Below are 20367 nucleotides of genomic sequence, written 5' to 3' on the forward strand. Positions count from 1 at the left end.
GCCAACGTCAGCGCGGCGCCAACTCGAAGTACCCGTAGAGGTAGATCTGCCCGTCGGCGGTGCCCGACTCCATCGGCGCGTCCAATACGGCCGCCACGATGCGGTTGTCGGAGAACCGACGTTGCAGTTGGTTGCCGTGGCGCCACACCATGTAGAAGTTCGAGCTGTCGCCCTGACTGTCCAGCTGGTAGCTCGACACCGTGGTCAGGTGGTCGTTTACGCTGTGCCGCAGCGCATCTCCGATGATGTGTCCCCTCGCCGCGAAGAAGCGCTCCCCGACAATGGTGAAGTCCGGCTCGATGCCGCCGACGAATGCCCGTAGTGCGTCCTCGGCCGATGTACGTGCGGCCGGCGGCACCGAATCGATCGGATACGACTGCTGGGTCATCAGGTACGGCGGGATGCCGGCGAGCTCCGACTTCTGCGCAGCTCGGTACTGGTAGAAGGCATAGCCGCCGCCGGTCAAGGCGATGGCGGCCAACACGATCAAGACCCACACGATCACCGGTGCCCTCATCACACGTTGCCCATGTTGACGCCGTGTACCGGGTGGCCGCCCCATCTCGGTGTCCCTGATCCCATAAAGACGCTCATCGGGGTGGTGATCAGCGGTCCTCCTCCGGTCGGGTTGGATTCCCATGGATTACGCAGGGCCACGGTGGCATTGTTCCCGGTGCGCCAATTGCCGGCAACGGTGCACGATGGGGACATGTCCAACCCCCAGATCCTGGCCGGGCCTCGGGTGCGGTTGCGTCCACCGGTCGCCGACGACGCCGAGGCCCTGTTCACCCACATCGGCTCCGATCCCGAGGTGACGCGATATCTGACGTGGCGCCCGCATTCGGGGGTGACCGAAACGCGGCGCGTCATCACCACCGTGTTCAACGCCGACGACGAGGAGACCTGGTTGATCGAGGCCGGTGGTGAGGCAGTGGGGCTGTGCGCCCGGCGACGACCCCAGCCGTACTCGGTCGAGCTGGGTTACTGCCTGGGCCGGAAGTGGTGGGGGCAGGGCCTGATGTCGGAAGCGGTTGCGTTGGTGCTGGCCGACGTGGAACCGGATCCCGCGGTGTACCGGGTCACGGCGCACTGCCACGTCGACAATGCCGGTTCGGTCGGGGTGTTGCGACGCAGCGGGCTGACTCTGGAGGGAAGACTGGCTCGCTACGCGATGTTTCCCAATCTCAGCGACGAACCTCAGGATGTGCTGTTGTTCGGAAAGGCGGTGCGGTGATGGGCACTTTCGATATTCGTGGGTTGCGACGTCCGGTGATCGTGGCGCCGATGGCAGGTGGACCCTCCACTCCGGAGTTGGCTGCGGCGGGCAGTACGGCCGGCGGTCTCGGGTTCCTGGCGGCCGGTTATCTGACCGCCGACGCGCTGGCCGACCGGATCACCGCGGCCCGCACCCTGACCAGTGAGCCACTTGGCGTGAATCTTTTTGCGCCCCAACCCAGTGTGGGCACACCTGACGGGATCCAGGCTTACGCGGCCGAGTTGGCCGGTGATGCGGCCCGCTACGGTGTGTCCCTCGGTGAGCCTCGGTACGACGACGACGCGTGGGCCGCCAAGCTCGATGTGGTGCTCGATCTGCGACCTGAGGCGGTGTCGTTCACCTTCGGCCTGCCGAGCGAGTCGGAGATTGCCCGGTTGCGCAGCGCGGGCATCACCACGGTCGGCACGGTGACGACGCTGGACGAAGCCTGGCTTGCGGTGGGTCGCGGGGTCGACACCCTCGCGGTCCAGGGGCCGGGGGCCGGTGGACACCGCGGCACGTTCGATCCCGGTGCCTCACCTGCGTCGCAGTCGCTGGACCACCTGCTGGCCGACGTGCTGGCGGCGGTGGACGTCACCGTCGTGGCCGCCGGTGGGTTGATCAGCGCCGACGACATTGCGGGTGTCCTGGCCGCCGGGGCCGTCGCCGCTCAACTCGGCACGGCGTTCCTGTTGGCCGACGAAGCCGGCAGCAGCCCGGTGCACCGCGCCGCCCTGCAGAGTCCAGAATTCACTGAAACAGTTGTCACCCGGTCCTTTTCGGGTCGGTATGCCCGTGGGCTCCGGAACCGCTTCATCGTCGAACACGATGGGCAGGCCCCGCTGGGCTACCCCGAGATCCATTATCTGACCAGCCCGGTGCGCAAGGCCTCGGTGGCCGCCGGCGATCCGCAGGCAACCAATGTCTGGGCCGGCACCGGGTGGCGCCGGGCCCGGACCGGTTCGGTGGCCGAGATCATGGAGGGGTTGACCCCGGACCGCTAGCGCTGTCCGAGTCCGACATCCTCGACGACGACGTCGCCGTCATCGGAGCGCACGGTAACTTCCGCGGCGGCGCTGTCGGGAACGGTCGTCTCGGGCACCCGCACCTGTGTCGAGGACCCGGACTGGGCATGCACCAGATACGGCCCACGCCCGGGCAATCCGATGGTCACGTCGCCGTTGCGGCTCACCGCATCCACCCGTCGCGGCGCGGCGTCACGGAAATCGACGGCGATGTCACCGTCGGACGTGGTGGCGTTGAACTGTTCGGTGACCGCGATGGGGGAGCGCGAGAAGATCTCACCGTTGACGGTGTGGGCCTCGATGCGGCGGGCTGCACCCCGCAGGATGATCGGCCCGTCGGTGGTGCGTGCGATCAACTGGTCCAGGTCCGCCTGCGCGATCACCGTGCCGATCTCCTGCTCGGTGCGCACCGTCAGCCGCCGGGACTGCTCGGGCGGTACGGCGACGGTGATCTCCCCGCCTCGGGCCCATTCCAGGACACGGGACGGATTCCCCACGATCGCGATGCGGGTCTCGTCGCCGTCGGTGGTGACCTGTAGTTGGTGTGCGCCGCTGTGGGTGGTGTTCACCAGACGCAGATCCGCAGTGGGGTCCCGCGTTTCGCGGTCTGCGGTGATCCGGATCGCGACGGGGATGTGTGCGGTGTCGATCACCAGTGATCGCATCGTGGCCGGCAGGGCCTCGTGATCGGTGACGACCCGAACGTTGCTCACGGCCCAGGCCGCGACGCCCAGTGATGCCACCGAACCGGCCACGAGCAGCGTGGCTGCGGCGATCAGCACGAGACGGAAGGTGGTGCGCCCGCCGGGGTTCAGCTGGGGCGGTGGGTTGACCGGCGGCGGAGGGGCGATGGTGGTCACGTTGAAAGTCCTTCCCGGTGTGGATGTTCGGTCTAGGTCTCGAGATAGCGCAGCACCGCCAGCACGCGGCGGTTCTCGCTCTCGTCGGGAGCGAGGCCGAATTTCGTGAAGATCGAGGCGATGTGTTTCTCGGCCGAGCCGACCGAGATATGCAGTGCCGTGGCGATGGCCGAGTTCGTCCTGCCTTCCGCCATCAACTGCAGGACGTCGCGTTCGCGTGGGGTCAGCTGGTCCAGGGCACTGTGGCGGGCCGAGCGGACCAGGATCTGTGACACCACTTCGGGATCGAGCACTGTGCCTCCACCGCCCACGACGGCGACGGCGTCGAGGAAGGCCGGCACGTCGGCCACTCGATCCTTGAGCAGGTATCCGAATCCTCTGGTGTCCGAGGCGATCAGATCGGCCGCGTACCGCTCCTCGACGTAGTGGGAGAGCACCAGCACCGGCGACTCGGGGTTCTGGCTGCGCAGCAGTGCCGCGGCCCGGATGCCCTCGTCGGTGAACGTCGGCGGCATCCGGACGTCGAGGATCGCCAGATCGGGGCGGTACTCGTTGACCAGCCGCAGCAGGTTGGTGGCGTCGGGCACCCCGGCGACCACCTCGTGTCCGGCGTCGGCCAGGATCCGCTCGATACCGGCCCGCAGCAGCGCCGAGTCCTCGGCGATCACGATGCGCATGGCAGCACCGCCGTGACGATCGTCGGGCCGGTGGCGGGACTCGACACCGCGAAGGTTCCGCCGGCGGCGCGTACCCGTTCGTCGAGTCCGCGCAGGCCGGTGGCATTCTCGCCCGCGTCCACGACGGCACCGCCCTTTCCGTCGTCGAACACCGATACGTGCAGCACATCGGCGGCCTCGTCGAGGCGCACGGTGACCACTGCCTGCGAGGCGTTGGCGTGCTTGGCGATGTTGGTCAACGCCTCGGCGACCACGAAGTAGGCGACCGACTCGACCTCATCGGGCAGCCTGCGGGGCAACTCGATGTGCAATGTGGTTGGGACCCCGGAGGTTTCGGCACGCTGCACCACCGAGGACAGTGCCGCGTCGAGGCCGCGATCGGACAGGATCGTCGGCGCGATGCCACGCACCACGTTGCGCAGTTCCACCAGCGCGCTCTTGGCGTCGTCGTGGGCCTCGGCGATCAGTGCCTTCGCGGCGGGCGGATCCGAATCCAGCTTGGTCTGCGCCAGACCGATCGTCATCGCCAGGGACACCAGGCGGGGCTGCACGCTGTCGTGGAGGTCCCGCTCGATGCGGTGCCGTTCGGTCTGCGCCGAGGACACCGCGCCCTGCCGGGCATCGGCCAGCGCGCTCACCTGATATTCCAGGGCCGCGGTGGGTGACGGCGACAGCAGCCATCGATCGATCGCGGCGTCCACTGCGGGCGCGAGGATCAGGATGGCCACCGCCGCGATGACGGCGACGATCGCCAGCAGCCACGCGACCGGCGGGGACAGAAACACCAGACCGGCATCGTTGTCGCTGTGCCGGATGGCGACGGCCGCGGCCGGGCCCAGGAAAGCGAACGTGAGCAACACGAATGCCAGGCCGGTGGCCAGCATGTCGTACGTCATCCGCAGGTAGTGGTGGCAGACGCCTTTCCAGAACCGGGTACTGCTGATGTCCAGCCATAGTTGGTGGGCCCAGCCCTGGACGCCGGTATGCGGCGACAGTCGGCGGGGCGGGACGCCGAGACCGAAACCGAACACGGCTTCACTTCGGCTCCGCTCGAACCACTCCACGCCGCGCATCAGGTAGATGAACACCACGCCGGCGAGCAGGAATCCGATCACCGACGGGATCGAGGAGACCCCGATGACCATGATGGACAACGGAATCCAGAACCACACGAGCGCGACGGCGGCGCCGGTGATCATCGATGCGGTCGGTACGACGCCAATGTTGCGGGATGTCGAAACGGGCTCAGACGCCGGCTGGGCCGGCGTGGGCAGGACGGTTTCGCTGGTTGCGACCATGCCTCCAACTTACGAAGTTGTGCGGCGTGGCGACACAGCGTTTTCCCCAGATCAAGCTGGGGGATAACCCCCGGCCCGGGGATCTACTTCGGCGCGGTGAGTTCCAACGCGATGTTGTCCGGGTCGCGGAACTCCAGGATGTAGGAAGGGCCGATGTCCTTGACGGGTTCGTGTGCGAGACCCAGATCGTCGAGGTGCAGCGCGGCGTCGTTCAGTTCGGCGAGGCTCCTGAGCCGGAAGGCCAAGTGGTCCAGCCCGGTTCGGTTCTCGTCGAAGGCATCCCGGCCGACCGGACGCAGTCCGATCAACGTTGCCCCGGCGTCGTAGATGACCCCACCGGACAGGAAACTCAGCCTGGCGCGGGTGGCGACGTCGGCGTCCTGTGGCAGCTCGATGAGGACCGGCCAGCCGAAAACGCTCTCGTAGAACTGCCGGGACCGTTCGATGTCGGTGACCGTGAGCCGTACATGCGCGACCGAGGACGTGGTGATGGCCATGGGTTCATGCTGCCACCCCGACGTGACAGAATCCGTGGGTGCGCGTGGGGATGACGATGCCGGTCATGGAGCCTCAGTTGGATGCGACGACGCTGCGGTCCTGGGCGCACGTCATCGACGGAGGCCCGTTCTCGTCGCTGTGCTGGGGTGAACGCATCGCGTTCGACAATCCCGACAGCCTGACCCTGCTGGGGGCGCTGGCGGCGTGGACCGACCGGGTGCGGCTGGTGACCACCGTGGTGGTGCCGCAGCTCCACGATCCGGTGATGCTGGCCAAAGGCCTGGCCACCGGAGATCTGCTCAGCGGCGGCCGGTTGACCGTGGGCATCGGTGTCGGCGGCCGCCACGAGGACTATCACGCGGTCGGCGCCGACCCGGCGTCCCAGACCCGGCGGGGAATGGCCGAGCGGGTCGCGGTGATGAAGCGCGTGTGGGCCGGCGAGAAGGTCACCGAATCGGTGCTTCCGGTCGGGCCGCCGCCGGTTCAGAGCGGTGGGCCGTCCCTGCACATCGGCACCATCGGACCCAAGACCATCCGGGATGCCGCGGCCTGGGCCGACGGCGTCGCCGGCACGACTCTGGATCTGGATGTGGCCCGCCAGGCCGAGTTGTTCGACATCGCCCGCACCGCCTGGGCCGAGGCGGGCAAGTCCAAACCACACCTGGCCACCTCGTTCTGGTTCGCGCTCGGTAAGCCGGAGGAGGCCCGCGCGCAGGTACACCGGCACCTGCGCCGGTACATGAACTGGATCCCGGCCGAATACGTCGACGCGATGGCCCCCGCGACGGGCTGGGCAGGCACCGAAGACGAACTGATCGAGGTGCTCGGCAGGTTCCAGGACATCGGCACCGACGAGGTGCACCTGATCCCCACCAGCTCCGATATCGACCAGCTTCGCCGCGTGGCCGAGGTAGCGAAGGTCTTCGCCTGAGCGACCTTCCTGGACGATTCCAGCAAAACGTGATCAAGATCATGGAATAAGCGCCTCGTAGTCTGGATCTCTGCTCGGCGTGGAGGTTCCCGACGTTGATTCGCGCGGAAAGGCGCGGTGCCGGCGATCGGGCGTCTCCGCTCAATGCCTGTTCGCAGAGCTTTGATTCAGGCGTGTGCGGAGTTGTTCATCTGACCGTTACCGGGTGTTGGTCCGGGGTGCGCTGAGTACGGGACACCGGCGTGCGTGGCCGCGGGCAACCCCGGCGCGCGTTCGGCGACAGCAAACGATGTCAAGGGTTCGTCAGTGATCGGCACTCGCGGCGTTCTGGTACTAGCGTGTCGATCGACGTCGTCGTCAGACGGCGGGGATACAACAGTTGGGGAACTCATGATCCAGAAGAGCTTGATCGCCACGACCCTCGCGGCGGGGGCCATCGGGGCCGCCGTGACGCTGTCCGCTCCGGCATCGGCCGATTCCAAGGGCAACAGCACCGTCGGATGCTCACCGTGCGACCGGGTGAATTCGTCGGTCACCGATGCCGTTACCGACGCCGCCAAGAGCGCGCTCACCGGCGGGGTCGACCTGCCCGAGAGCCCCATCGTCGACAAGTGGACGAAGTTCCCCGGCGAGACGGCCGAGAAGTGGACCTCGTTCCCGGGTAAGACCGCCGAGAAGTGGGCGACGTTCCCAGGCAAGACCGCCGAAAAGTGGGGAAGCTTCCCGGGCAAGGTGCTGAAGAAGTGGACCGGCCTGGGCTGAACCCCGACCGGAGGGCACCAACCTCACTCACGAACGAGCGTGTGGCAGACAAGCCGCACGCTCGTTTCGTATCTGCGGGTTAGCTGAAATTTCGCTGATCTTAACTGTTCTCGCAGCACAGCCCGCCCCCTGAAATAGACGCAGCCCGGTTCACCGACCAAAGGAGCTCGTCGCAATGGCTGCGCCTGCACGGCAGTTGCACCTCAACGCATTCCTGCGCAACATCGGCCAGCACGAAGCGGCGTGGCGCCTCCCCGAAACCGATCTGTCGGGCATCACCGACATCGCCCACTACATCGAACTGGCCCGCATCGCCGAGCGCGGCAAGCTCGACGCGGTGTTCTTCGCCGACCATCCGGTGCTCAAGGACCAGACCGAGTTTCGCCCGTTCGACGCGCTGGACCCGATCACTCTGGTCGCAGCGCTGGCCGGGGCGACCACCAACGTCGGGCTGATCGCGACGGCATCCACCACCTACAACGACCCGTACGGGTTGGCGCGGCGGTTCGCCACACTCGATCACGTGAGCCGGGGCCGGGCCGGCTGGAACGTCGTGACGACGGCCAACGCCTCGGCCGCGGCCAACTTCGGGGTGCCGAATCACCCGGACCCGGAGGCGCGGTACCAGCGCGCCGACGAATTCCTCCAGGTCGCGTTGAGGTTGTGGGACAGCTGGGAAGACGACGCCATCGTCGGCGACAAGGACGCGCCCCGCTTCGTGGATCCGGCGAAGATCCACGCGATCAACCACTCCGGCGCGTACTTCGACGTGGCCGGACCGCTGGAGGTACCGCGGTCCCCGCAGGGCCATCCGGTGCTGTTCCAGGCCGGATCTTCGGAACCCGGTAAGGATCTCGCAGCCCGGTACGCCGAGGCCATCTTCACCGCCCAACCCACACTGGACGAGGCCCGTGACTTCTACCGTGACGTCAAGGCCCGCATCCGCCGGTTCGGTCGCAACCCGGACCAGGTGCACATTCTTCCTGGGCTGTCGACGATCGTCGGCAGCACCGAAGCCGAGGCGCAACGGCGTCAGCGCGAACTCGAAGAACTCACCGTGCCCGATTACGGTCTCGAACAACTGAGCGCCATCGTCGGATTCGCGGTTACCAAGGACGATCTCGGCCGGAAACTGACCTTCCCGGCCGAAGACCCGGGCGACACGTTCATCAAGAGTCGACTCACCCTGGTGAAGCGGTTGGTCGAGACCGACAACCTCACCGTCCGGGAGTTGTTGCTGCGGCTGAGCAGCGGACGGGGGCACCGGTTGTTCGCCGGCACCGCAGAACAGGTCGCCGACACCATCGAGGAGTGGTTCACCAGCGGCGCCGCTGACGGTTTCAACCTCATCCCGCCGGCGCTGCCGTCATCGTTGACCGACTTCGTCGACCACGTCGTCCCAGAGTTGCAGCGCCGCGGCATCTTCCGGGAGGAATACACGGGGACCACCCTCCGCGACCACCTCGGCCTGGACCGGCCGGCCAACCGATTCACCACCGGCGCGGACACTTCCGTGTCGGCCGCGAGCTGACAGGGAACCTGATATGCGTAATCCGTTGACCCGCTTGACCCGGGTGATCGTGGCCGCCGGCCTCGTCGCGGGCCTGGTAGCCGGCTGCCAGTCGTCCGGATCCGGGGCGCAAGGCAACGGCGGACTTTCGGCCGACGCACCGATTCCGGTGGCGGTCCCGAAGGGGACCAGCCTGGTGGTGGCTGATGACGCGAACCGGCTCAAGACCCTGTTCAAACTCTCCGGTGAGCAGGACCGGCTCAGCGCCGACGTGACCTACGCCAACTTCAGCAGCGGTCCGCTACGTCTGGAGGCGATCCGGTCGGGCAATGCGCAACTGGGCCGGGTCGGCGATGTCCCGCCGATCCTCGCGCAGTACTCAGACGCCGGAGTGCCCATCGTCGGGGCGGTGAAATACGACGGAAACGGGCTGGTGCTGGCAACGTCACCGGGTTCGGGCATCAAATCGCTGAAAGACCTGGCCGGCAAGAAGATTGCGATCAATGAGGGCACGGCGCAGCAGGCGGTCGTGCTGCGCAACCTGAAGTCCGTCGGCCTGAGCATCAAGGACGTACAGCCGATCAATCTGGGTCTGGCCGAGTTCGCCGACGGGTTGCGGGCCGAACAGGTCAACGCCGCGGTGCTCAAGCAACCGGACCGGGTTCGCTACCTCACTTCCACGCAGGGGGAGGGGAGCATCGAAATCCCCAATGCCCCGGGCGCCTACCCCGGCTTGTATTACGTCTACGCCAGCCGGGAAGCACTGTCCGACCCCGCTCGCGCGGCGGCCATCCGGGAATTCGTGATCGCCTGGTACCGCGCCGAGCAGTGGCTCAATGACAACAAGCAGACCTGGATCGACGAGTACCTGATCAAGGATCAGAAGGTCAGCCCGGAGGATGCCAAGGCCATCGCTGCGGCCGACGGGAAATCCTCCGTACCTGGGTTCACAGATGAGCTGATCAACACCCAGCAGGAGACCATCGACCTGCTTCAGCAGGCCGGCGCGTTCTCCGGGAAAGAGTTGCACGCCAAGGACGAATTCGATTCCCGGTTCGCCGACCTCAACGCGACGTCGACGGGCAAGCAGTGACCACCGTCCAGACGGCCCCCGCTTCCACGGCTACCGCGGAAGCGGGGGCCGCTGGGCGTCGGGAGTATCCGAATCTCGACCATCGGTCGGGCACGCAGCGTCGCCGCAGGCTCGGGCCCGGACGCGCCATCCCGGCGTCGTTGGCCATCGGACCGCTTCTGCTGGCTGTCATCTGGATCGTCACCTCGCAGCTGGGCATTCTCGATCCGCGCACCCTGCCACCGCCGCTGGACATCCTGCGCACTGCCGGTGAGATGTGGTCGGACGGCCGGTTGCCCACAAACATCCTGGCTTCCCTGAAACTGGCGTCGATCTCGCTGGCCATCGGGGTGACGCTCGGCCTGGCGCTGTCACTGATCTCCGGGTTGAGCCGCATCGGGGAGGCGATCGTCGATGGGCCGGTTCAGGTCAAACGCGCGGTGCCGACCCTGGCGATCATCCCGCTGGCGATCATCTGGTTCGGCATCGGCGACACCATGAAGATCATCATCATCGCCACCAGCGTGCTGATTCCCGTCTACATCAATACCACCGCACAGCTCAAGGGTGTGGACCTGCGCCACGTGGAACTTGCTGAAACCGTTGGGCTTTCCCGCGGCCAGTTCATCCGCAAGGTGGCCATACCCGGTGCGCTGCCCGGCTTCTTCACCGGGCTGCGGCTTGCGGTCACCATCTCGTGGACCGCGCTGGTGGTCGTCGAACAGGTCAATGCCACCAGCGGTATCGGGTATCTGATGACCCAGGCCCGCCTCTATGGACAGCTGGACATCGTGGTGGTCGGCCTGTTGGTCTACGCGGTGTTCGGGCTCACCGGGGACTACGCGGTTCGCGCCGTCGAGAGGAGAGCGTTGTCGTGGCGGCGCGCGCTGGGAACCTGACCGAGGAAGTCGCCGTCGTGCGGCAACTGAGTCGATCATTCAGTGGCTCAACGATTCTCGACTCGGTGGACCTGACGATTCGCAAAGGTGAATTCGTGGCCCTGTTGGGACGCAGCGGCTCCGGTAAGAGCACGCTGCTGCGCGCCCTGGCCGGGTTGGACCACGGGGTCGCCGGTACGGGGGACCTGTTCGTCGCCCGCGATGTGTCGGTGGTGTTCCAGGATTCCCGGCTGCTGCCGTGGTCGCGGGTGCTCGACAACGTAGCCCTCGGGTTGTCCGGCCGTGAGGTCAGACAACGGGCGAGCGCGGTGCTCGCCGACGTCGGCCTGGCCGGGCGCGAGCGGGCCTGGCCGTACGAGTTGTCGGGCGGTGAACAACAGCGTGTGGCACTGGCCCGGTCACTGGTGCGCAATCCGGCGCTGCTGCTGGCCGACGAACCCTTCGGGGCGCTCGATGCGCTCACGCGGGTTCGGATGCACCATCTGCTCAAGGAGTTGTGCGTGAAGTACGAACCCGGGGTGCTGCTGGTGACCCACGACGTCGACGAGGCGGTGACCCTCGCCGACCGGGTCCTCGTTCTCGATGGTGGTTCGTTTGTCGTCGATCGACACCTGGATTTTCAGACTCCGGACGCCCGTACCTACCGCAATCCCGAGTTCGTCGCGCATCGTGAGGCGCTGCTCGCCGCGCTCGGCGTGGGGGAGCCCCAAAATTGATCAGTGGTGACCCGCTGTAAACGGACCACCACTGATACGTGGGCGGTGTTGGAGGGTTCCTCCCCCTGATCACCACCACCGCTCCCGCGCCTCTGGTCGAAAGCCGACGCGATGGAGCCACTGTATACCTCCCGCGCAGTTTGCTGAAGGGTTGTTTGCAGAGGCGAACAACCAACTTCAAGATCGCTTCGCTGTCTAGGACTGGTCTTTGCCCGCGGAGGATTCGCCCTGAGCGAGATGCTCGGCGAGCAGCGCTCCGGCATTGCGGATGTGGCCGGCCATGGCAGCCCGGGCCTTCTCGGGGTCGTTGGCCCGCAGGTGCTCGATGACGGCGCGGTGATCCTGGGCCGAGGCTTCGGGCCACCCTTCCACGGCGGCGAAGAACTTGCGTGGCGCGTAGGACAACGTCGTCTTGATCAGCCAGCGCATCTTGCGTGATCCGCTCAGCTGGTAGATGAGCGCGTGGAACTGATGGTTGAGGCGTTCTTCCTCGTCGAAATCGCTGGTGGCAGCGGCTCTTTCGAGAGCATCTTGGATGCGCTCGAGTTCGTCGACCAGTGCCGGGGTGATCGTCGCGGCGGTACGGGCGGTGAGTTCACCGCCCAGCAGTGCCTGCGCGTCGTAGATGTCGCGGATGTCGTCGCTCGACAGCGCGGTCACCATGAAGCCGCGCCGAGGCTCGACGGACAGAAAGCCTTCGGTCTGCAGTTGCAGCAGGCCTTCCCGCGCCGGGGTGGCGCTGATCCCGAGTTCGTCGGCGACAGTTTCCGGGCGGATGAATTCTCCGGAGTGCAGCTGCCCCGAGACGATGAGCTCGCGAACGTGGGCCGAGGCGACGTCGGACAGCCGCATCGGCGCGCGTCTCTTCGAATTCGCGGTCATGCCAGCGGGCCTCAGATGTCGAGTCCGCCGCGTTTGACCAACTGCTTGGCGATCACGCCGCGCTGGATCTCGTTGGTGCCCTCGCCCACGATCATCAGTGGCGCGTCGCGGAAGTAGCGCTCGACGTCGTACTCGGTGGAGTATCCGTAGCCGCCGTGGATCCGCACGGCGTTCAGCGCGATCTCCATCGCCGTCTCGGAGGCGAAGAACTTGGCCATACCGGCCTCCATGTCGCAGCGGCCCCCCGCATCGATCCGCTCGGCGGCATCCAGCAGGAGGCTGCGCGCGGCGTACAGCTTCGTGCCCATGTCGGCGAGCATGTTGCCGACCGATTGGTGCTGCCAGATCGGCACACCGAAGCTCTCCCGGTCTTGCGCGTACTGCAGTGCGTCGTCGAACGCGGCGCGGGCCACACCGGTCGCCCGGGCCGCGACCTGGATTCGGCCGACTTCAAGTCCCTTCATCATCTGGGCGAAGCCGCGTCCTTCGACGCCGCCCAGCAGTGAACTCGAATCCACATGGCAGTCAACGAAATTGATCTCACAGCTCTCGACGCCCTTGTAACCCAGCTTCGGCAGGTCCTTCGAAACCGTGAAACCGGGGACCTTCTCCACCAGCAGGATCGACACGCCCTTGTGTGCCGGGGTGGCGGCCGGATCGGTCTTACACAGCAGCGCGACGAGGCCGGCCTTGCGCGCGTTGCTGATCCAGGTCTTCGAACCGTTGATCACATAGCCGGACTCGTCCTTCGTGGCGACGGTGCGCATGGCCTGCAGATCCGAGCCGCCACCGGGTTCGGTGAGTGCCATCGTGGCCCGCAGCTCGCCGGTGGCCATCCGGGGCAGGTACTTTTCTTTCTGCTCCTCCGTACCGAACTGCAACAACAGCTTCGACACCACGGTGTGTCCGCCCATGGCGCCGGCCAGGCTCATCCAGCCACGCGCGAGCTCTTCGGTGACCTGTGCATAACAGGGCATCGAAACCGCGGCGAAGCCATACGGTTCCGGGATCGCCAACCCGAAGATGCCCAGCTCCTTCATCGCGTCGATGAGTTCTTCGGGATAGGTGTTGGTGTGCTCGAGTTCGCGGACCACGGGCCGGACCTGCTTGTCGACGAAGTCGCGGACGGTACTGACGATGGCCTGCTCTTCGGCGGACAAAGTGATCACTGCGGCAGCCTTTCCATGAACTCTATAGAAAATATTCTATAGAGAATGCGCTCCTGCTGTTGCCCCGTGATTCAGCTAGGGTTCGCTGAACATCGGGAGGTTTGGCAGGATCGGCCGCTTCGAGTACCGGGTCGGCCGTGAAAGGGGAGGGTGATGGCCGGGTGGCGGAGTGTTGCTGCGAGTGCGTCTCTCGCACTGGGAGTCGTCGTGGCCTGTGCACCCTCTGAGAAAACGGATGTGCGCCAGATACCGAGCAGTGAAACGCAATCGGTCAAGCGGCCGGACAAGCTCAGCGATTTCCGTTTTCGATGGACTGCCGAGCCGGGCATTGATCTGTACTCGGGTGCTGCTGTCCCACTGCGCGCGTACGCGGAGTCTTGGCGGGTCGCGCAAATGATGTCCGACATGAGCGCTGCGTACCCCGGATTCGAACGGGCCGTTCCTGCCAACCGTGAACTGACCGATCATTCACCGCGTGATGCACCCGCGTACATGTTGACGTTTGTCCGTCCGTACATGGATGACGAACTCGACGAGGTGTACACCGGTCAGCCCCGATATGAGTCAAAGCGGTTCTATGGCAACGAGTACTTCCACATCCTGTCGCTGGACGAGGTGGATGGCGGCTGGCGGGCGTACCTGTGCGACGGGTTGTACGACATGTACCGCGATGACGCGGACGGCTACAGCCCGGTCACCGGTTTGCGCGGTTGGGCCGGACCTCCCAAGGAGCCGATGAAGGCCATCCGGGTGTGGCACGTCGAAATGGCAGCACCAGAAAGTTCGGCAGCGAGTGCTCCTCAGAAAGGTCCCAACCCGGCCCCGATGGACGACGTCTTCTCATCGTGGCGCATCCGGGGCGCGGCTCCCGACAGCAAGTGGGAGTCTGCTCCGGGATTCGGCGGCAGCGATTACCACGAGACCTTTGCCGACTTCGAGCGCCGACGGGAGCAATGTAGCGACCGGTTACCTGACGGACATGGTGCGCGGAACGCCGACGGCCGATCAATCAATACCAAGCCGGATATGCAGCCTGCGGTACCAGGCTGGCCGGACAACGCGGCATAGCCGACTTCAGCGTCGAGTGCCCGTTGTTGCTGAGCGTTTACGCAGTTCAGAGAGGGTGCCCCCGGCAGGATTCGAACCTGCGGCCTTCTGCTCCGAAGATACCTCGGAACGTCCGACGGATGACGACGCGATGGCCGATGTTATCCAACTGCCAGCCGCCCCCGCGCCCGATCGGGAAGACCTATCCACGGACGCCAACGTGATCGCGTTCGATCGCGCCGCAACGCGCTGAAGGAAACCCCGGTGCGGCGCCCCGACTGGGTGACTTGATCGTGATTCAACGGTGACTCAACGGTGACCGTCATTTGCCAACGGCAATACCTGCCGGTGCTGCACAGTGACCCTATAGTCAATTCACGGTTCGAGGGGAACCACGTCGCATGATCAATACGAATGCCATTGCACACCTTGATGATTGGGTCCTCTGGATGCACGGCAAGCGCAACACGATGACGGTCATTGGAGAGCGCGTCCGGATCCTTACTCAGTTTGCTGTCGAGACAGAGATCCAGCCAGCAACGGCGAAAGCGATCGACATTGTCCGATGGTTGGCCCTGCATCAGTTCGACTGGTCGGACGGCACTGCCTGCACTTACGTCGGCTACCTGCGTGCCTGGTTCAAGTGGCTGCAGGTCACCGACCGCCGTCTCGATGATCCGATGCTCAAGGTGGGGACGCCGTCAGCGCCGGACCGCGAACCGAGACCAGTCTCCGACAACGGCGTGATGCGCCTGCTCAAAACCCCTATGCACCACCGAACCCGCGTGATGATCCTGCTGATGCTGCTGGCCGGCGAGCGGGTCAGCGAAGTCGCCCGAACACGGGGTGAGCATGTCGACCCCACAGTTCCGTCCGTTTGGATTGATGGCAAGAACCGGAAAGCGCGGACAGTCCCGCTACATCGGCTGCTTATCGAGGCAGCCGCCACGATGCCGACGCACGGGTTCTGGTTTCCGGCGAACTCGACTCGGCCGGGCGAGCACGTGCTCGGTAAATCGGTGTCGCACATCGTAAGTCTGGCCATGCGCCGCGCTGACGTCGCCGGCACGCCGCACAAGCTGCGGCACTGGTACGGGACAACCCTGCTCGATGACGGCGCGGACATTCGGACCGTGCAAGAGCTGCTTCGGCATTCGTCACTGTCGACCACTCAGATCTACACAAAGGTGCCGGACAAGCGGCGCCACGATGCGATCAACAAGCTCGATCCATTCCGTGGGCGAGGCGCTGCTTAGCCGCGCAACCGGCGCTCATTCCATACGTCGATAGTGCTCGGCAACCAGCCCTTCACACGTTCTCCGATCAGAGCGTCGGGCTGCGGCAACTTGCCTGGTACCTGGCTATAGGCCTTGATCGTGTTCAGCGACAGTCCGGTCCGCTTGGCAATGTCGGAAACGCTCAGGTACCTGACCACTCGCCTGACCGTAAACACACTTTCGGGCATGTACGTCGGTGCACACCCATCGGGGCGTCCACGGAAGTACACGAATAGCGCTCAGGAGTTTTGTCAGCTTCTGTTCCCGCCAGTGCTCGGTGGCAGTACGATCCCGACATGTTCAGGGGGCTCACAGCTGCTGCCGCTATTGCACTGCTGGTCGCGGGCTGTGGCGGCTCGACCGAAACGTACAAGGGTCCGCCGATCGCGGAAACCAGCACCACCACCGCGGATCCCGCTGAGACGATGAGCGAGTTCGTCGACCGGCTCGATCCGATCATGGACAAGATCGGCAAAGACTTCCGGTGGATGGGCGGCGCCGCGCAGAGCCTCGACATGGCAGACCTGCGCGCGGCGTGCCGCGACTTCGACACCGTTGTCACCGACCTCGAGAACGCTCTGCCCGGCCCCGACACGCTGGTCAACACAAGTCTTCGTGAGGCGGTGAGGGACTGGCGTCAGATGGGCGACATCTGCCAGGGCGCCAGCCCGAGAATGTCGTCCGAAGAGATTGGGCAAATGGGTTCGCTGCGGGACTCTGGTATGGATCACTTCGGGTCTGCAGTGGACCTGATCAAGAAGGCTCAGCAGCCGGGGGAATGATGATCGAGCCCGACGAACCCGCCGAGTCTGCCGCACCTACCGAGTTAGCCGGCGTCGCTGAGGCCGACACGATGTCTGCCTACGCGTGGTCGGAAGATGACGGCCTGGGCGATGAGCCGGAGCCGGGAGCGCAGTGGCCGTTCAGGGTGACGGCCGCTGCGGTCGGGGTGAGTCTGTCGCTCGTGGCGGTCGCCGGGGTCCTGGGATTTCGATATGCCACGGATGGGGAGTCGCGGCCGGTGGCAGTGTCCGCGCCCGCCGCCACGACAACAGTGCCGCCGATCCCGAATGCCTTGCCGGTTCCGCCGCCTCCACCTGTGACCGTGACGACGGTTGTCGTGCAATCGACTGTGCAGGTGCCGCAGGCCGCACCGGCTCCAGAGCCGGGCATTCTCCCGCCGTCGGTCGTGGCGTCTCTCGATCGGCAGTTCATCGCCAGTCTGCGGGCGAAGGGGTGGGCCGTCGTCGACGAGTCGTCGACCGCTCACGATGCCCATGTGGCGTGCGCGTTTCTGCAGCAAGGGATGTCTCGGGGCCTGGTGAATGCGAAGTATGCCGAGGCGTCGGGTAACGGCATTGTTCAGGCTGACCAGTTCACGGTGACGGCGATGCAGACGTACCCGGATTGCCCATGAGGCGGCCTGTCGAGGTGGTCGACGCGGAGCTTCGGGTCCTGGCCGCGTTCCGTGCGGCGTGCGCTGCTGATGGTGATCCTGCGCGGTCGACGGCGGTGGTCGATGGGCTGCTTGATGAGCGCGCCGCGTTGACCGAATCTTCTTGAATCTCTTGTTGAATCGCTTCTAACTTTACCGTCCGGAACGGTTGCACTATGCCGTTTGATACGGTAAAGTGAGTGATGTCAGAGAGAAAGGAGGTGGTGGATATAAGAGAAAACCTGGGGCTTGCGCTAGCCGCAGCGACCTTGGTCGTAAACCTCTGGATGGCGATCCAGAACCGCAAGCCAAAGAAACCAGGAAAGCACCGTAAGAAGCGGTAGCCGACCGGGCCGGGTTGGGAATGGACCTAGCATCCCCAACCCGGTGCCCGGAGGAACCAATACTACCGTGACAAGCAGCAGAAAGAAGGACACCAAAATGCTTCACCTGCTCAAACGCAACTACGACATTGTCGGGACCGTGTCCACAGCCGGCGTTCTCCTCATCGTCCACGCGCCCTGGCCGTTCTGGGTCGTGTGGGGCGGAATCGCCAGCTACCAGCTCGGTAACCGCATCATCAACGGCTGGGCCCGGTGAGCAAGGCGCGCAAGACCCGGCGATACATGAACGTGGCCCAGGTCGAGCACCACCTCGGCCTGGGCCGCGGCGCGCTGTCCCGGATCAAACTGCCCGAGCCGGATGTGATCGTGGGCCCGGTCAACGAGGACGGGACGATCCCGCGCGGCACGGCGCGCGGCTGGACGGTCGAGACGATCGACGAGTGGAATGCCAGTCGGCCCGGCCAGGGTGCACGGACCGATCTGAGCGATTAGAGCTCGACCACCGTTGCGGGCCCGGACAGTGGCCGGCACCCGGCCGATAGCGGTGGCCCGTAGATCACGGTGTCGCATTCGCGGCAGCGCCACGAGGTGTGGCCACCGCGCTCATCGCACGAACAGGGCACGTGGCCGACGAGGACCCGGCCGCGGCTGAGCTGGTGCCCGTTCGGGCAGTGGCGGGGCGGCAGGGTCATCCATCGGTCGTCGGTGGTCGGGACCAGGTCGCCGACGTCGGGCATCAGGATCCCGGCGGGGCGAGCGGCAGTGTTTCGACCTGGGCGCCGTGCTCGGCGGCGTAGGCCTCGGCTTCGGCGCGCTGGTCGTCGGTGAACGTGCGGATCGTGGACCAGTGCGGCCGGACGATCAGGGTGAGGTCGGCCAGCTCGGCGTTGCCGCGGGGCTTCTGGCGTTGGACGAGCGGCTCTGACACGGCCCACACCATAGCGGGCCGGTCCGACAGATCAGATTCGTGCCGCCGTGGCCAGGTCGAGCACGGCATCAGTGGTCGGGGCCTGGACCTTGAAGCTGGGGAGCTGCTGGTCGCCGCCGTTGAAGGTGACGTGGTTGAACGCGATGTCGTAGCCGAGGATTGTGCCGGCGGCCAGGCCGAGGGCGTCGGTTTGGGCGACGAGCCGGACGTCGGGCTGCAGCGCGGTGAGTTTGAGTTGGCCGCCGTCGAGGCGGGCCCGGATCGGGGCGAGCGCGATCAAGGTGGGCGGGGTGAGTGTGGCGGCCACGAGGGTCGCGGTGCTGACCGTCTTGCCGTTGGCGTCGCGCAGGAACGGGGTGATGGTGACCCCGGCGTTGATGCCGTTGGTGTCGGGGTCGGTGTCGACGTCGCCTTCGAGTTGTTCGGGGGTGTCGGCGACGACGGCTTTGTAGTAGAGCCGGGCGGTGAAGTAGGTCAGTGCGGCCATGGTGCGCCTCGTTTCTGGTCGAAAAACTGGGACATCCGGGGGTCCCTGCCTGGCGCCGGATCAAGCCATTGCCCAGATGGCGACCAGCGCAGCGCCAGGCAGGGAGGTCAGAGGAGAACGTGCACGAGCAGCGCGACACACATGCAGCAGATGAGCGCGAGCCAGATCGCGCGTCGGCACTCAAGCTGCGGATCGGTCATAGGCCCTGCCGACGCTTCCGATCTCGCCGTTGCTCACGCCACAGCGACACCAGCATCGGGATGTATACGATGGCGCCCAGCGTGTAGATGACGTACCGGATCTGTTGGCGCCATGGGTACTCGGTGTCCCACCAGGACGCGAGCACGATCTGCCACAGCACTGCGGCCAGCACCACGCTCTTGGTGAAGAAGATTTTCCCGATCCGGTTGGCTCGCCACAGCGACCGCACCCCGTACAGCACGGTGAACGCGGTGACGAACGCCGCGGCGAGCACGAGGGAAATGTTGGCGCCGAGTCGGTAGTCGATCGTGAACCAAACGTCGGAGACGAATATGCCGACGATGGTCAACACTCCGGCCAGGTACACCCAGCGCATTCAGTGGCCCCTTTGCATGGATGCGAGAAACAGTTCGGTCCAGCCGTTGACGTCGGATTCGCGGCGCAGCGCGTTGGTGGCTTGAAGTGCTTGCGCGGCGAGCTGCTGGACTCCTCGGTTACGTGCTTCGGACTCGGCGAGCTTGCGGTCGGCGTCGGCAATGCGCCGCTTCCAGGGCCACATCAGCCATCACCGGCCTTGATCGTGGCTTCGCGCAGCGAGGCGAGGATCCGAGGTATGGCCATCTCGGTTGCGCGCTGCTCGGTGACCGCGCGTGACAGTGTGGCGATGGACTCGGCGTCTTTCTCGGCGCGTGCATCCAACCGGGCGACTTCGGCGCGATGCGCTTTACCGAGCACGATCCACTCACGGAGCAGCGCGACGACGAACAGCACGGCGACGAGCAGCGCCAACGCCGGAGCCCCGAGGTTGCTCCAAAACTCGGGGTTCCACAGGCCATTCATTCGCCCGAGGTGGCGGGTTCAACAGCCTTGGACAGCGATGCCGTGCCCCTGTTGGCGACGCCAGCCGACACGATGGACGTCAGTAGGGACAGGAACGCGGCACCGCCGCCGGCCCCGGCGAGGGTGAGCCAGTCGAGGTGTAGGACGTTGACCGCGCCGCCACCGAGGGCCAGGATGACGCCCTGGGCGAAGCTCTTGAGTGCACGTTCGGCGGTGTCTTTCCAGAAGTTGAGCGACCAAATCGTGTTCATGGG

The 20367-nt window shown here is 65.7% G+C and carries 31 protein-coding genes; 15 read left to right on the top strand and 16 right to left on the bottom strand.

The window, feature by feature from the left end:
- Positions 1–7: 7 nt before the first annotated feature.
- Together AC4LGL_RS32610 and AC4LGL_RS32615 are read right to left on the bottom strand one after the other, a co-directional pair.
- On the bottom strand, positions 8–517 hold the full coding sequence (locus tag AC4LGL_RS32610; protein WP_491842367.1) for a hypothetical protein: 510 nt from the start codon (positions 515–517) through the stop codon (positions 8–10).
- Positions 517–711, bottom strand: coding sequence for a hypothetical protein (locus tag AC4LGL_RS32615; protein ID WP_491842368.1), 195 nt, complete (start codon positions 709–711; stop codon positions 517–519). Before AC4LGL_RS32615 ends, AC4LGL_RS32610 begins: the two co-directional genes overlap by 1 nt.
- Here AC4LGL_RS32615 and AC4LGL_RS32620 point away from each other — a divergent pair.
- Positions 710–1234 carry a GNAT family N-acetyltransferase gene (locus AC4LGL_RS32620; protein ID WP_491842369.1) on the top strand — a complete coding sequence of 175 codons (525 nt, stop codon included), beginning with the start codon at positions 710–712 and terminating at the stop codon, positions 1232–1234. The two genes, AC4LGL_RS32615 and AC4LGL_RS32620, sit on opposite strands and share 2 nt — an antisense overlap.
- Complete coding sequence (locus AC4LGL_RS32625; protein ID WP_491842370.1) at positions 1234–2259, top strand: nitronate monooxygenase; 1026 nt, start codon at positions 1234–1236, stop codon at positions 2257–2259. Before AC4LGL_RS32620 ends, AC4LGL_RS32625 begins: the two co-directional genes overlap by 1 nt.
- Here AC4LGL_RS32625 and AC4LGL_RS32630 read toward each other — a convergent pair.
- From AC4LGL_RS32630 to AC4LGL_RS32645, 4 genes are all read right to left on the bottom strand, one after another.
- On the bottom strand, positions 2256–3140 hold the full coding sequence (locus AC4LGL_RS32630; RefSeq protein WP_491842371.1) for a DUF4097 family beta strand repeat-containing protein: 885 nt from the start codon (positions 3138–3140) through the stop codon (positions 2256–2258). The two genes, AC4LGL_RS32625 and AC4LGL_RS32630, sit on opposite strands and share 4 nt — an antisense overlap.
- Positions 3141–3172: 32 nt before the next feature.
- Positions 3173–3817: a response regulator transcription factor gene (locus AC4LGL_RS32635; protein ID WP_491842372.1), complete on the bottom strand. Its 645-nt coding sequence runs from the start codon at positions 3815–3817 to the stop codon at positions 3173–3175.
- Positions 3805–5115 carry a sensor histidine kinase gene (locus AC4LGL_RS32640; RefSeq protein ID WP_491842373.1) on the bottom strand — a complete coding sequence of 437 codons (1311 nt, stop codon included), beginning with the start codon at positions 5113–5115 and terminating at the stop codon, positions 3805–3807. The genes AC4LGL_RS32635 and AC4LGL_RS32640 overlap by 13 nt, the downstream gene beginning before the upstream one ends.
- A gap of 83 nt (positions 5116–5198) precedes the next feature.
- Complete coding sequence (locus AC4LGL_RS32645) at positions 5199–5612, bottom strand: VOC family protein (protein ID WP_491842374.1); 414 nt, start codon at positions 5610–5612, stop codon at positions 5199–5201.
- A 50-nt stretch (positions 5613–5662) separates the two neighbouring features.
- Here AC4LGL_RS32645 and AC4LGL_RS32650 point away from each other — a divergent pair, with 50 nt between their 5' ends.
- The 6 genes from AC4LGL_RS32650 (at position 5663) to AC4LGL_RS32675 (ending at position 11503) form a co-directional block, all read left to right on the top strand.
- Entirely contained in the window at positions 5663–6544 is an 882-nt protein-coding gene (locus AC4LGL_RS32650; protein WP_491842375.1) for an LLM class flavin-dependent oxidoreductase, read from the top strand.
- Between the two features lie 390 nt (positions 6545–6934).
- Positions 6935–7306 carry a hypothetical protein gene (locus tag AC4LGL_RS32655; protein ID WP_135359138.1) on the top strand — a complete coding sequence of 124 codons (372 nt, stop codon included), beginning with the start codon at positions 6935–6937 and terminating at the stop codon, positions 7304–7306.
- Between the two features lie 175 nt (positions 7307–7481).
- Positions 7482–8837 carry an LLM class flavin-dependent oxidoreductase gene (locus AC4LGL_RS32660; RefSeq protein ID WP_491842376.1) on the top strand — a complete coding sequence of 452 codons (1356 nt, stop codon included), beginning with the start codon at positions 7482–7484 and terminating at the stop codon, positions 8835–8837.
- 13 nt (positions 8838–8850) lie between these two features.
- Positions 8851–9909, top strand: a complete 1059-nt coding sequence (locus AC4LGL_RS32665; RefSeq protein ID WP_491842377.1) for an ABC transporter substrate-binding protein — start codon at positions 8851–8853, stop codon at positions 9907–9909.
- Complete coding sequence (locus AC4LGL_RS32670) at positions 9906–10787, top strand: ABC transporter permease (protein WP_491842378.1); 882 nt, start codon at positions 9906–9908, stop codon at positions 10785–10787. The genes AC4LGL_RS32665 and AC4LGL_RS32670 overlap by 4 nt, the downstream gene beginning before the upstream one ends.
- The gene (locus AC4LGL_RS32675; RefSeq protein ID WP_491842379.1) at positions 10763–11503 is read left to right on the top strand and encodes an ABC transporter ATP-binding protein; all 741 of its coding nucleotides are present in this window, start codon (positions 10763–10765) and stop codon (positions 11501–11503) included. Before AC4LGL_RS32670 ends, AC4LGL_RS32675 begins: the two co-directional genes overlap by 25 nt.
- Before the next feature lie 195 nt (positions 11504–11698).
- Here AC4LGL_RS32675 and AC4LGL_RS32680 read toward each other — a convergent pair whose 3' ends face one another.
- A complete protein-coding gene (locus tag AC4LGL_RS32680; protein ID WP_491842380.1) occupies positions 11699–12385 on the bottom strand; it encodes a GntR family transcriptional regulator in 687 nt (228 codons plus the stop codon).
- 11 nt (positions 12386–12396) lie between these two features.
- Positions 12397–13554 carry an acyl-CoA dehydrogenase family protein gene (locus tag AC4LGL_RS32685; protein ID WP_491842381.1) on the bottom strand — a complete coding sequence of 386 codons (1158 nt, stop codon included), beginning with the start codon at positions 13552–13554 and terminating at the stop codon, positions 12397–12399.
- A gap of 405 nt (positions 13555–13959) precedes the next feature.
- Between AC4LGL_RS32685 and AC4LGL_RS32690 the strand changes: the two genes are divergently transcribed.
- Together AC4LGL_RS32690 and AC4LGL_RS32695 are read left to right on the top strand one after the other, a co-directional pair.
- Positions 13960–14622 (top strand): hypothetical protein, encoded by a 663-nt coding sequence (locus tag AC4LGL_RS32690; protein WP_491842382.1) that lies wholly within the window; start codon positions 13960–13962, stop codon positions 14620–14622.
- Between the two features lie 380 nt (positions 14623–15002).
- Entirely contained in the window at positions 15003–15857 is an 855-nt protein-coding gene (locus tag AC4LGL_RS32695; protein WP_491842383.1) for a tyrosine-type recombinase/integrase, read from the top strand.
- Here the strand turns inward: AC4LGL_RS32695 and AC4LGL_RS32700 are convergent.
- Positions 15854–16036: a helix-turn-helix transcriptional regulator gene (locus AC4LGL_RS32700; protein ID WP_491842384.1), complete on the bottom strand. Its 183-nt coding sequence runs from the start codon at positions 16034–16036 to the stop codon at positions 15854–15856. The genes AC4LGL_RS32695 and AC4LGL_RS32700 overlap by 4 nt on opposite strands.
- A 138-nt stretch (positions 16037–16174) precedes the next feature.
- Between AC4LGL_RS32700 and AC4LGL_RS32705 the strand changes: the two genes are divergently transcribed.
- The 5 genes from AC4LGL_RS32705 to AC4LGL_RS32725 all read left to right on the top strand — a co-directional run bounded on the left by AC4LGL_RS32705 (position 16175) and on the right by AC4LGL_RS32725 (position 18149).
- Positions 16175–16660 (top strand): hypothetical protein, encoded by a 486-nt coding sequence (locus AC4LGL_RS32705; protein WP_491842385.1) that lies wholly within the window; start codon positions 16175–16177, stop codon positions 16658–16660.
- On the top strand, positions 16660–17295 hold the full coding sequence (locus tag AC4LGL_RS32710) for a DUF732 domain-containing protein (RefSeq protein WP_491842386.1): 636 nt from the start codon (positions 16660–16662) through the stop codon (positions 17293–17295). The genes AC4LGL_RS32705 and AC4LGL_RS32710 overlap by 1 nt, the downstream gene beginning before the upstream one ends.
- On the top strand, positions 17292–17441 hold the full coding sequence (locus AC4LGL_RS32715; RefSeq protein WP_491842387.1) for a hypothetical protein: 150 nt from the start codon (positions 17292–17294) through the stop codon (positions 17439–17441). The genes AC4LGL_RS32710 and AC4LGL_RS32715 overlap by 4 nt, the downstream gene beginning before the upstream one ends.
- A gap of 283 nt (positions 17442–17724) precedes the next feature.
- Entirely contained in the window at positions 17725–17913 is a 189-nt protein-coding gene (locus AC4LGL_RS32720) for a hypothetical protein (RefSeq protein ID WP_491842388.1), read from the top strand.
- On the top strand, positions 17910–18149 hold the full coding sequence (locus AC4LGL_RS32725; protein WP_491842389.1) for a hypothetical protein: 240 nt from the start codon (positions 17910–17912) through the stop codon (positions 18147–18149). The genes AC4LGL_RS32720 and AC4LGL_RS32725 overlap by 4 nt, the downstream gene beginning before the upstream one ends.
- On the opposite strand, the gene AC4LGL_RS32730 is transcribed toward AC4LGL_RS32725, so the two are convergent.
- From AC4LGL_RS32730 to AC4LGL_RS32760, 7 genes are all read right to left on the bottom strand, one after another.
- Positions 18146–18394 carry a hypothetical protein gene (locus tag AC4LGL_RS32730; RefSeq protein WP_491842390.1) on the bottom strand — a complete coding sequence of 83 codons (249 nt, stop codon included), beginning with the start codon at positions 18392–18394 and terminating at the stop codon, positions 18146–18148. The genes AC4LGL_RS32725 and AC4LGL_RS32730 overlap by 4 nt on opposite strands.
- On the bottom strand, positions 18394–18585 hold the full coding sequence (locus tag AC4LGL_RS32735) for a hypothetical protein (RefSeq protein WP_491842391.1): 192 nt from the start codon (positions 18583–18585) through the stop codon (positions 18394–18396). Before AC4LGL_RS32735 ends, AC4LGL_RS32730 begins: the two co-directional genes overlap by 1 nt.
- Positions 18586–18616: 31 nt before the next feature.
- Entirely contained in the window at positions 18617–19072 is a 456-nt protein-coding gene (locus AC4LGL_RS32740; protein WP_491842392.1) for a hypothetical protein, read from the bottom strand.
- A 196-nt stretch (positions 19073–19268) separates the two neighbouring features.
- Entirely contained in the window at positions 19269–19649 is a 381-nt protein-coding gene (locus tag AC4LGL_RS32745; RefSeq protein ID WP_491842393.1) for a putative phage holin, read from the bottom strand.
- A complete protein-coding gene (locus AC4LGL_RS32750) occupies positions 19650–19832 on the bottom strand; it encodes a DUF7620 family protein (protein ID WP_491842394.1) in 183 nt (60 codons plus the stop codon).
- Positions 19832–20113: a hypothetical protein gene (locus tag AC4LGL_RS32755; protein WP_055117158.1), complete on the bottom strand. Its 282-nt coding sequence runs from the start codon at positions 20111–20113 to the stop codon at positions 19832–19834. Before AC4LGL_RS32755 ends, AC4LGL_RS32750 begins: the two co-directional genes overlap by 1 nt.
- The gene (locus AC4LGL_RS32760) at positions 20110–20364 is read right to left on the bottom strand and encodes a holin (protein ID WP_491842395.1); all 255 of its coding nucleotides are present in this window, start codon (positions 20362–20364) and stop codon (positions 20110–20112) included. Before AC4LGL_RS32760 ends, AC4LGL_RS32755 begins: the two co-directional genes overlap by 4 nt.
- Between the last annotated feature and the right edge of the window lie 3 nt (positions 20365–20367).

Source organism: Mycolicibacterium arcueilense (assembly GCF_058536225.1).

Bases quoted from the DNA above. Each gene is read 5' to 3' on its own strand.
- AC4LGL_RS32755 (WP_055117158.1), bottom strand. From the start codon at position 20,113: ATGAATGGCCTGTGGAACCCCGAGTTTTGGAGCAACCTCGGGGCTCCG.
- AC4LGL_RS32650 (WP_491842375.1), top strand. From the start codon at position 5,663: ATGACGATGCCGGTCATGGAGCCTCAGTTGGATGCGACGACGCTGCGG.
- AC4LGL_RS32730 (WP_491842390.1), bottom strand. From the start codon at position 18,394: ATGCCCGACGTCGGCGACCTGGTCCCGACCACCGACGACCGATGGATG.
- AC4LGL_RS32745 (WP_491842393.1), bottom strand. From the start codon at position 19,649: ATGCGCTGGGTGTACCTGGCCGGAGTGTTGACCATCGTCGGCATATTC.
- AC4LGL_RS32665 (WP_491842377.1), top strand. From the start codon at position 8,851: ATGCGTAATCCGTTGACCCGCTTGACCCGGGTGATCGTGGCCGCCGGC.
- AC4LGL_RS32715 (WP_491842387.1), top strand. From the start codon at position 17,292: ATGAGGCGGCCTGTCGAGGTGGTCGACGCGGAGCTTCGGGTCCTGGCC.
- AC4LGL_RS32655 (WP_135359138.1), top strand. From the start codon at position 6,935: ATGATCCAGAAGAGCTTGATCGCCACGACCCTCGCGGCGGGGGCCATC.
- AC4LGL_RS32610 (WP_491842367.1), bottom strand. From the start codon at position 517: ATGAGGGCACCGGTGATCGTGTGGGTCTTGATCGTGTTGGCCGCCATC.
- AC4LGL_RS32645 (WP_491842374.1), bottom strand. From the start codon at position 5,612: ATGGCCATCACCACGTCCTCGGTCGCGCATGTACGGCTCACGGTCACC.
- AC4LGL_RS32710 (WP_491842386.1), top strand. From the start codon at position 16,660: ATGATCGAGCCCGACGAACCCGCCGAGTCTGCCGCACCTACCGAGTTA.
- AC4LGL_RS32690 (WP_491842382.1), top strand. From the start codon at position 13,960: ATGAGCGCTGCGTACCCCGGATTCGAACGGGCCGTTCCTGCCAACCGT.
- AC4LGL_RS32660 (WP_491842376.1), top strand. From the start codon at position 7,482: ATGGCTGCGCCTGCACGGCAGTTGCACCTCAACGCATTCCTGCGCAAC.
- AC4LGL_RS32640 (WP_491842373.1), bottom strand. From the start codon at position 5,115: ATGGTCGCAACCAGCGAAACCGTCCTGCCCACGCCGGCCCAGCCGGCG.
- AC4LGL_RS32740 (WP_491842392.1), bottom strand. From the start codon at position 19,072: ATGGCCGCACTGACCTACTTCACCGCCCGGCTCTACTACAAAGCCGTC.
- AC4LGL_RS32620 (WP_491842369.1), top strand. From the start codon at position 710: ATGTCCAACCCCCAGATCCTGGCCGGGCCTCGGGTGCGGTTGCGTCCA.
- AC4LGL_RS32615 (WP_491842368.1), bottom strand. From the start codon at position 711: ATGTCCCCATCGTGCACCGTTGCCGGCAATTGGCGCACCGGGAACAAT.
- AC4LGL_RS32760 (WP_491842395.1), bottom strand. From the start codon at position 20,364: ATGAACACGATTTGGTCGCTCAACTTCTGGAAAGACACCGCCGAACGT.
- AC4LGL_RS32695 (WP_491842383.1), top strand. From the start codon at position 15,003: ATGATCAATACGAATGCCATTGCACACCTTGATGATTGGGTCCTCTGG.
- AC4LGL_RS32635 (WP_491842372.1), bottom strand. From the start codon at position 3,817: ATGCGCATCGTGATCGCCGAGGACTCGGCGCTGCTGCGGGCCGGTATC.
- AC4LGL_RS32705 (WP_491842385.1), top strand. From the start codon at position 16,175: ATGTTCAGGGGGCTCACAGCTGCTGCCGCTATTGCACTGCTGGTCGCG.
- AC4LGL_RS32680 (WP_491842380.1), bottom strand. From the start codon at position 12,385: ATGACCGCGAATTCGAAGAGACGCGCGCCGATGCGGCTGTCCGACGTC.
- AC4LGL_RS32750 (WP_491842394.1), bottom strand. From the start codon at position 19,832: ATGTGGCCCTGGAAGCGGCGCATTGCCGACGCCGACCGCAAGCTCGCC.
- AC4LGL_RS32625 (WP_491842370.1), top strand. From the start codon at position 1,234: ATGGGCACTTTCGATATTCGTGGGTTGCGACGTCCGGTGATCGTGGCG.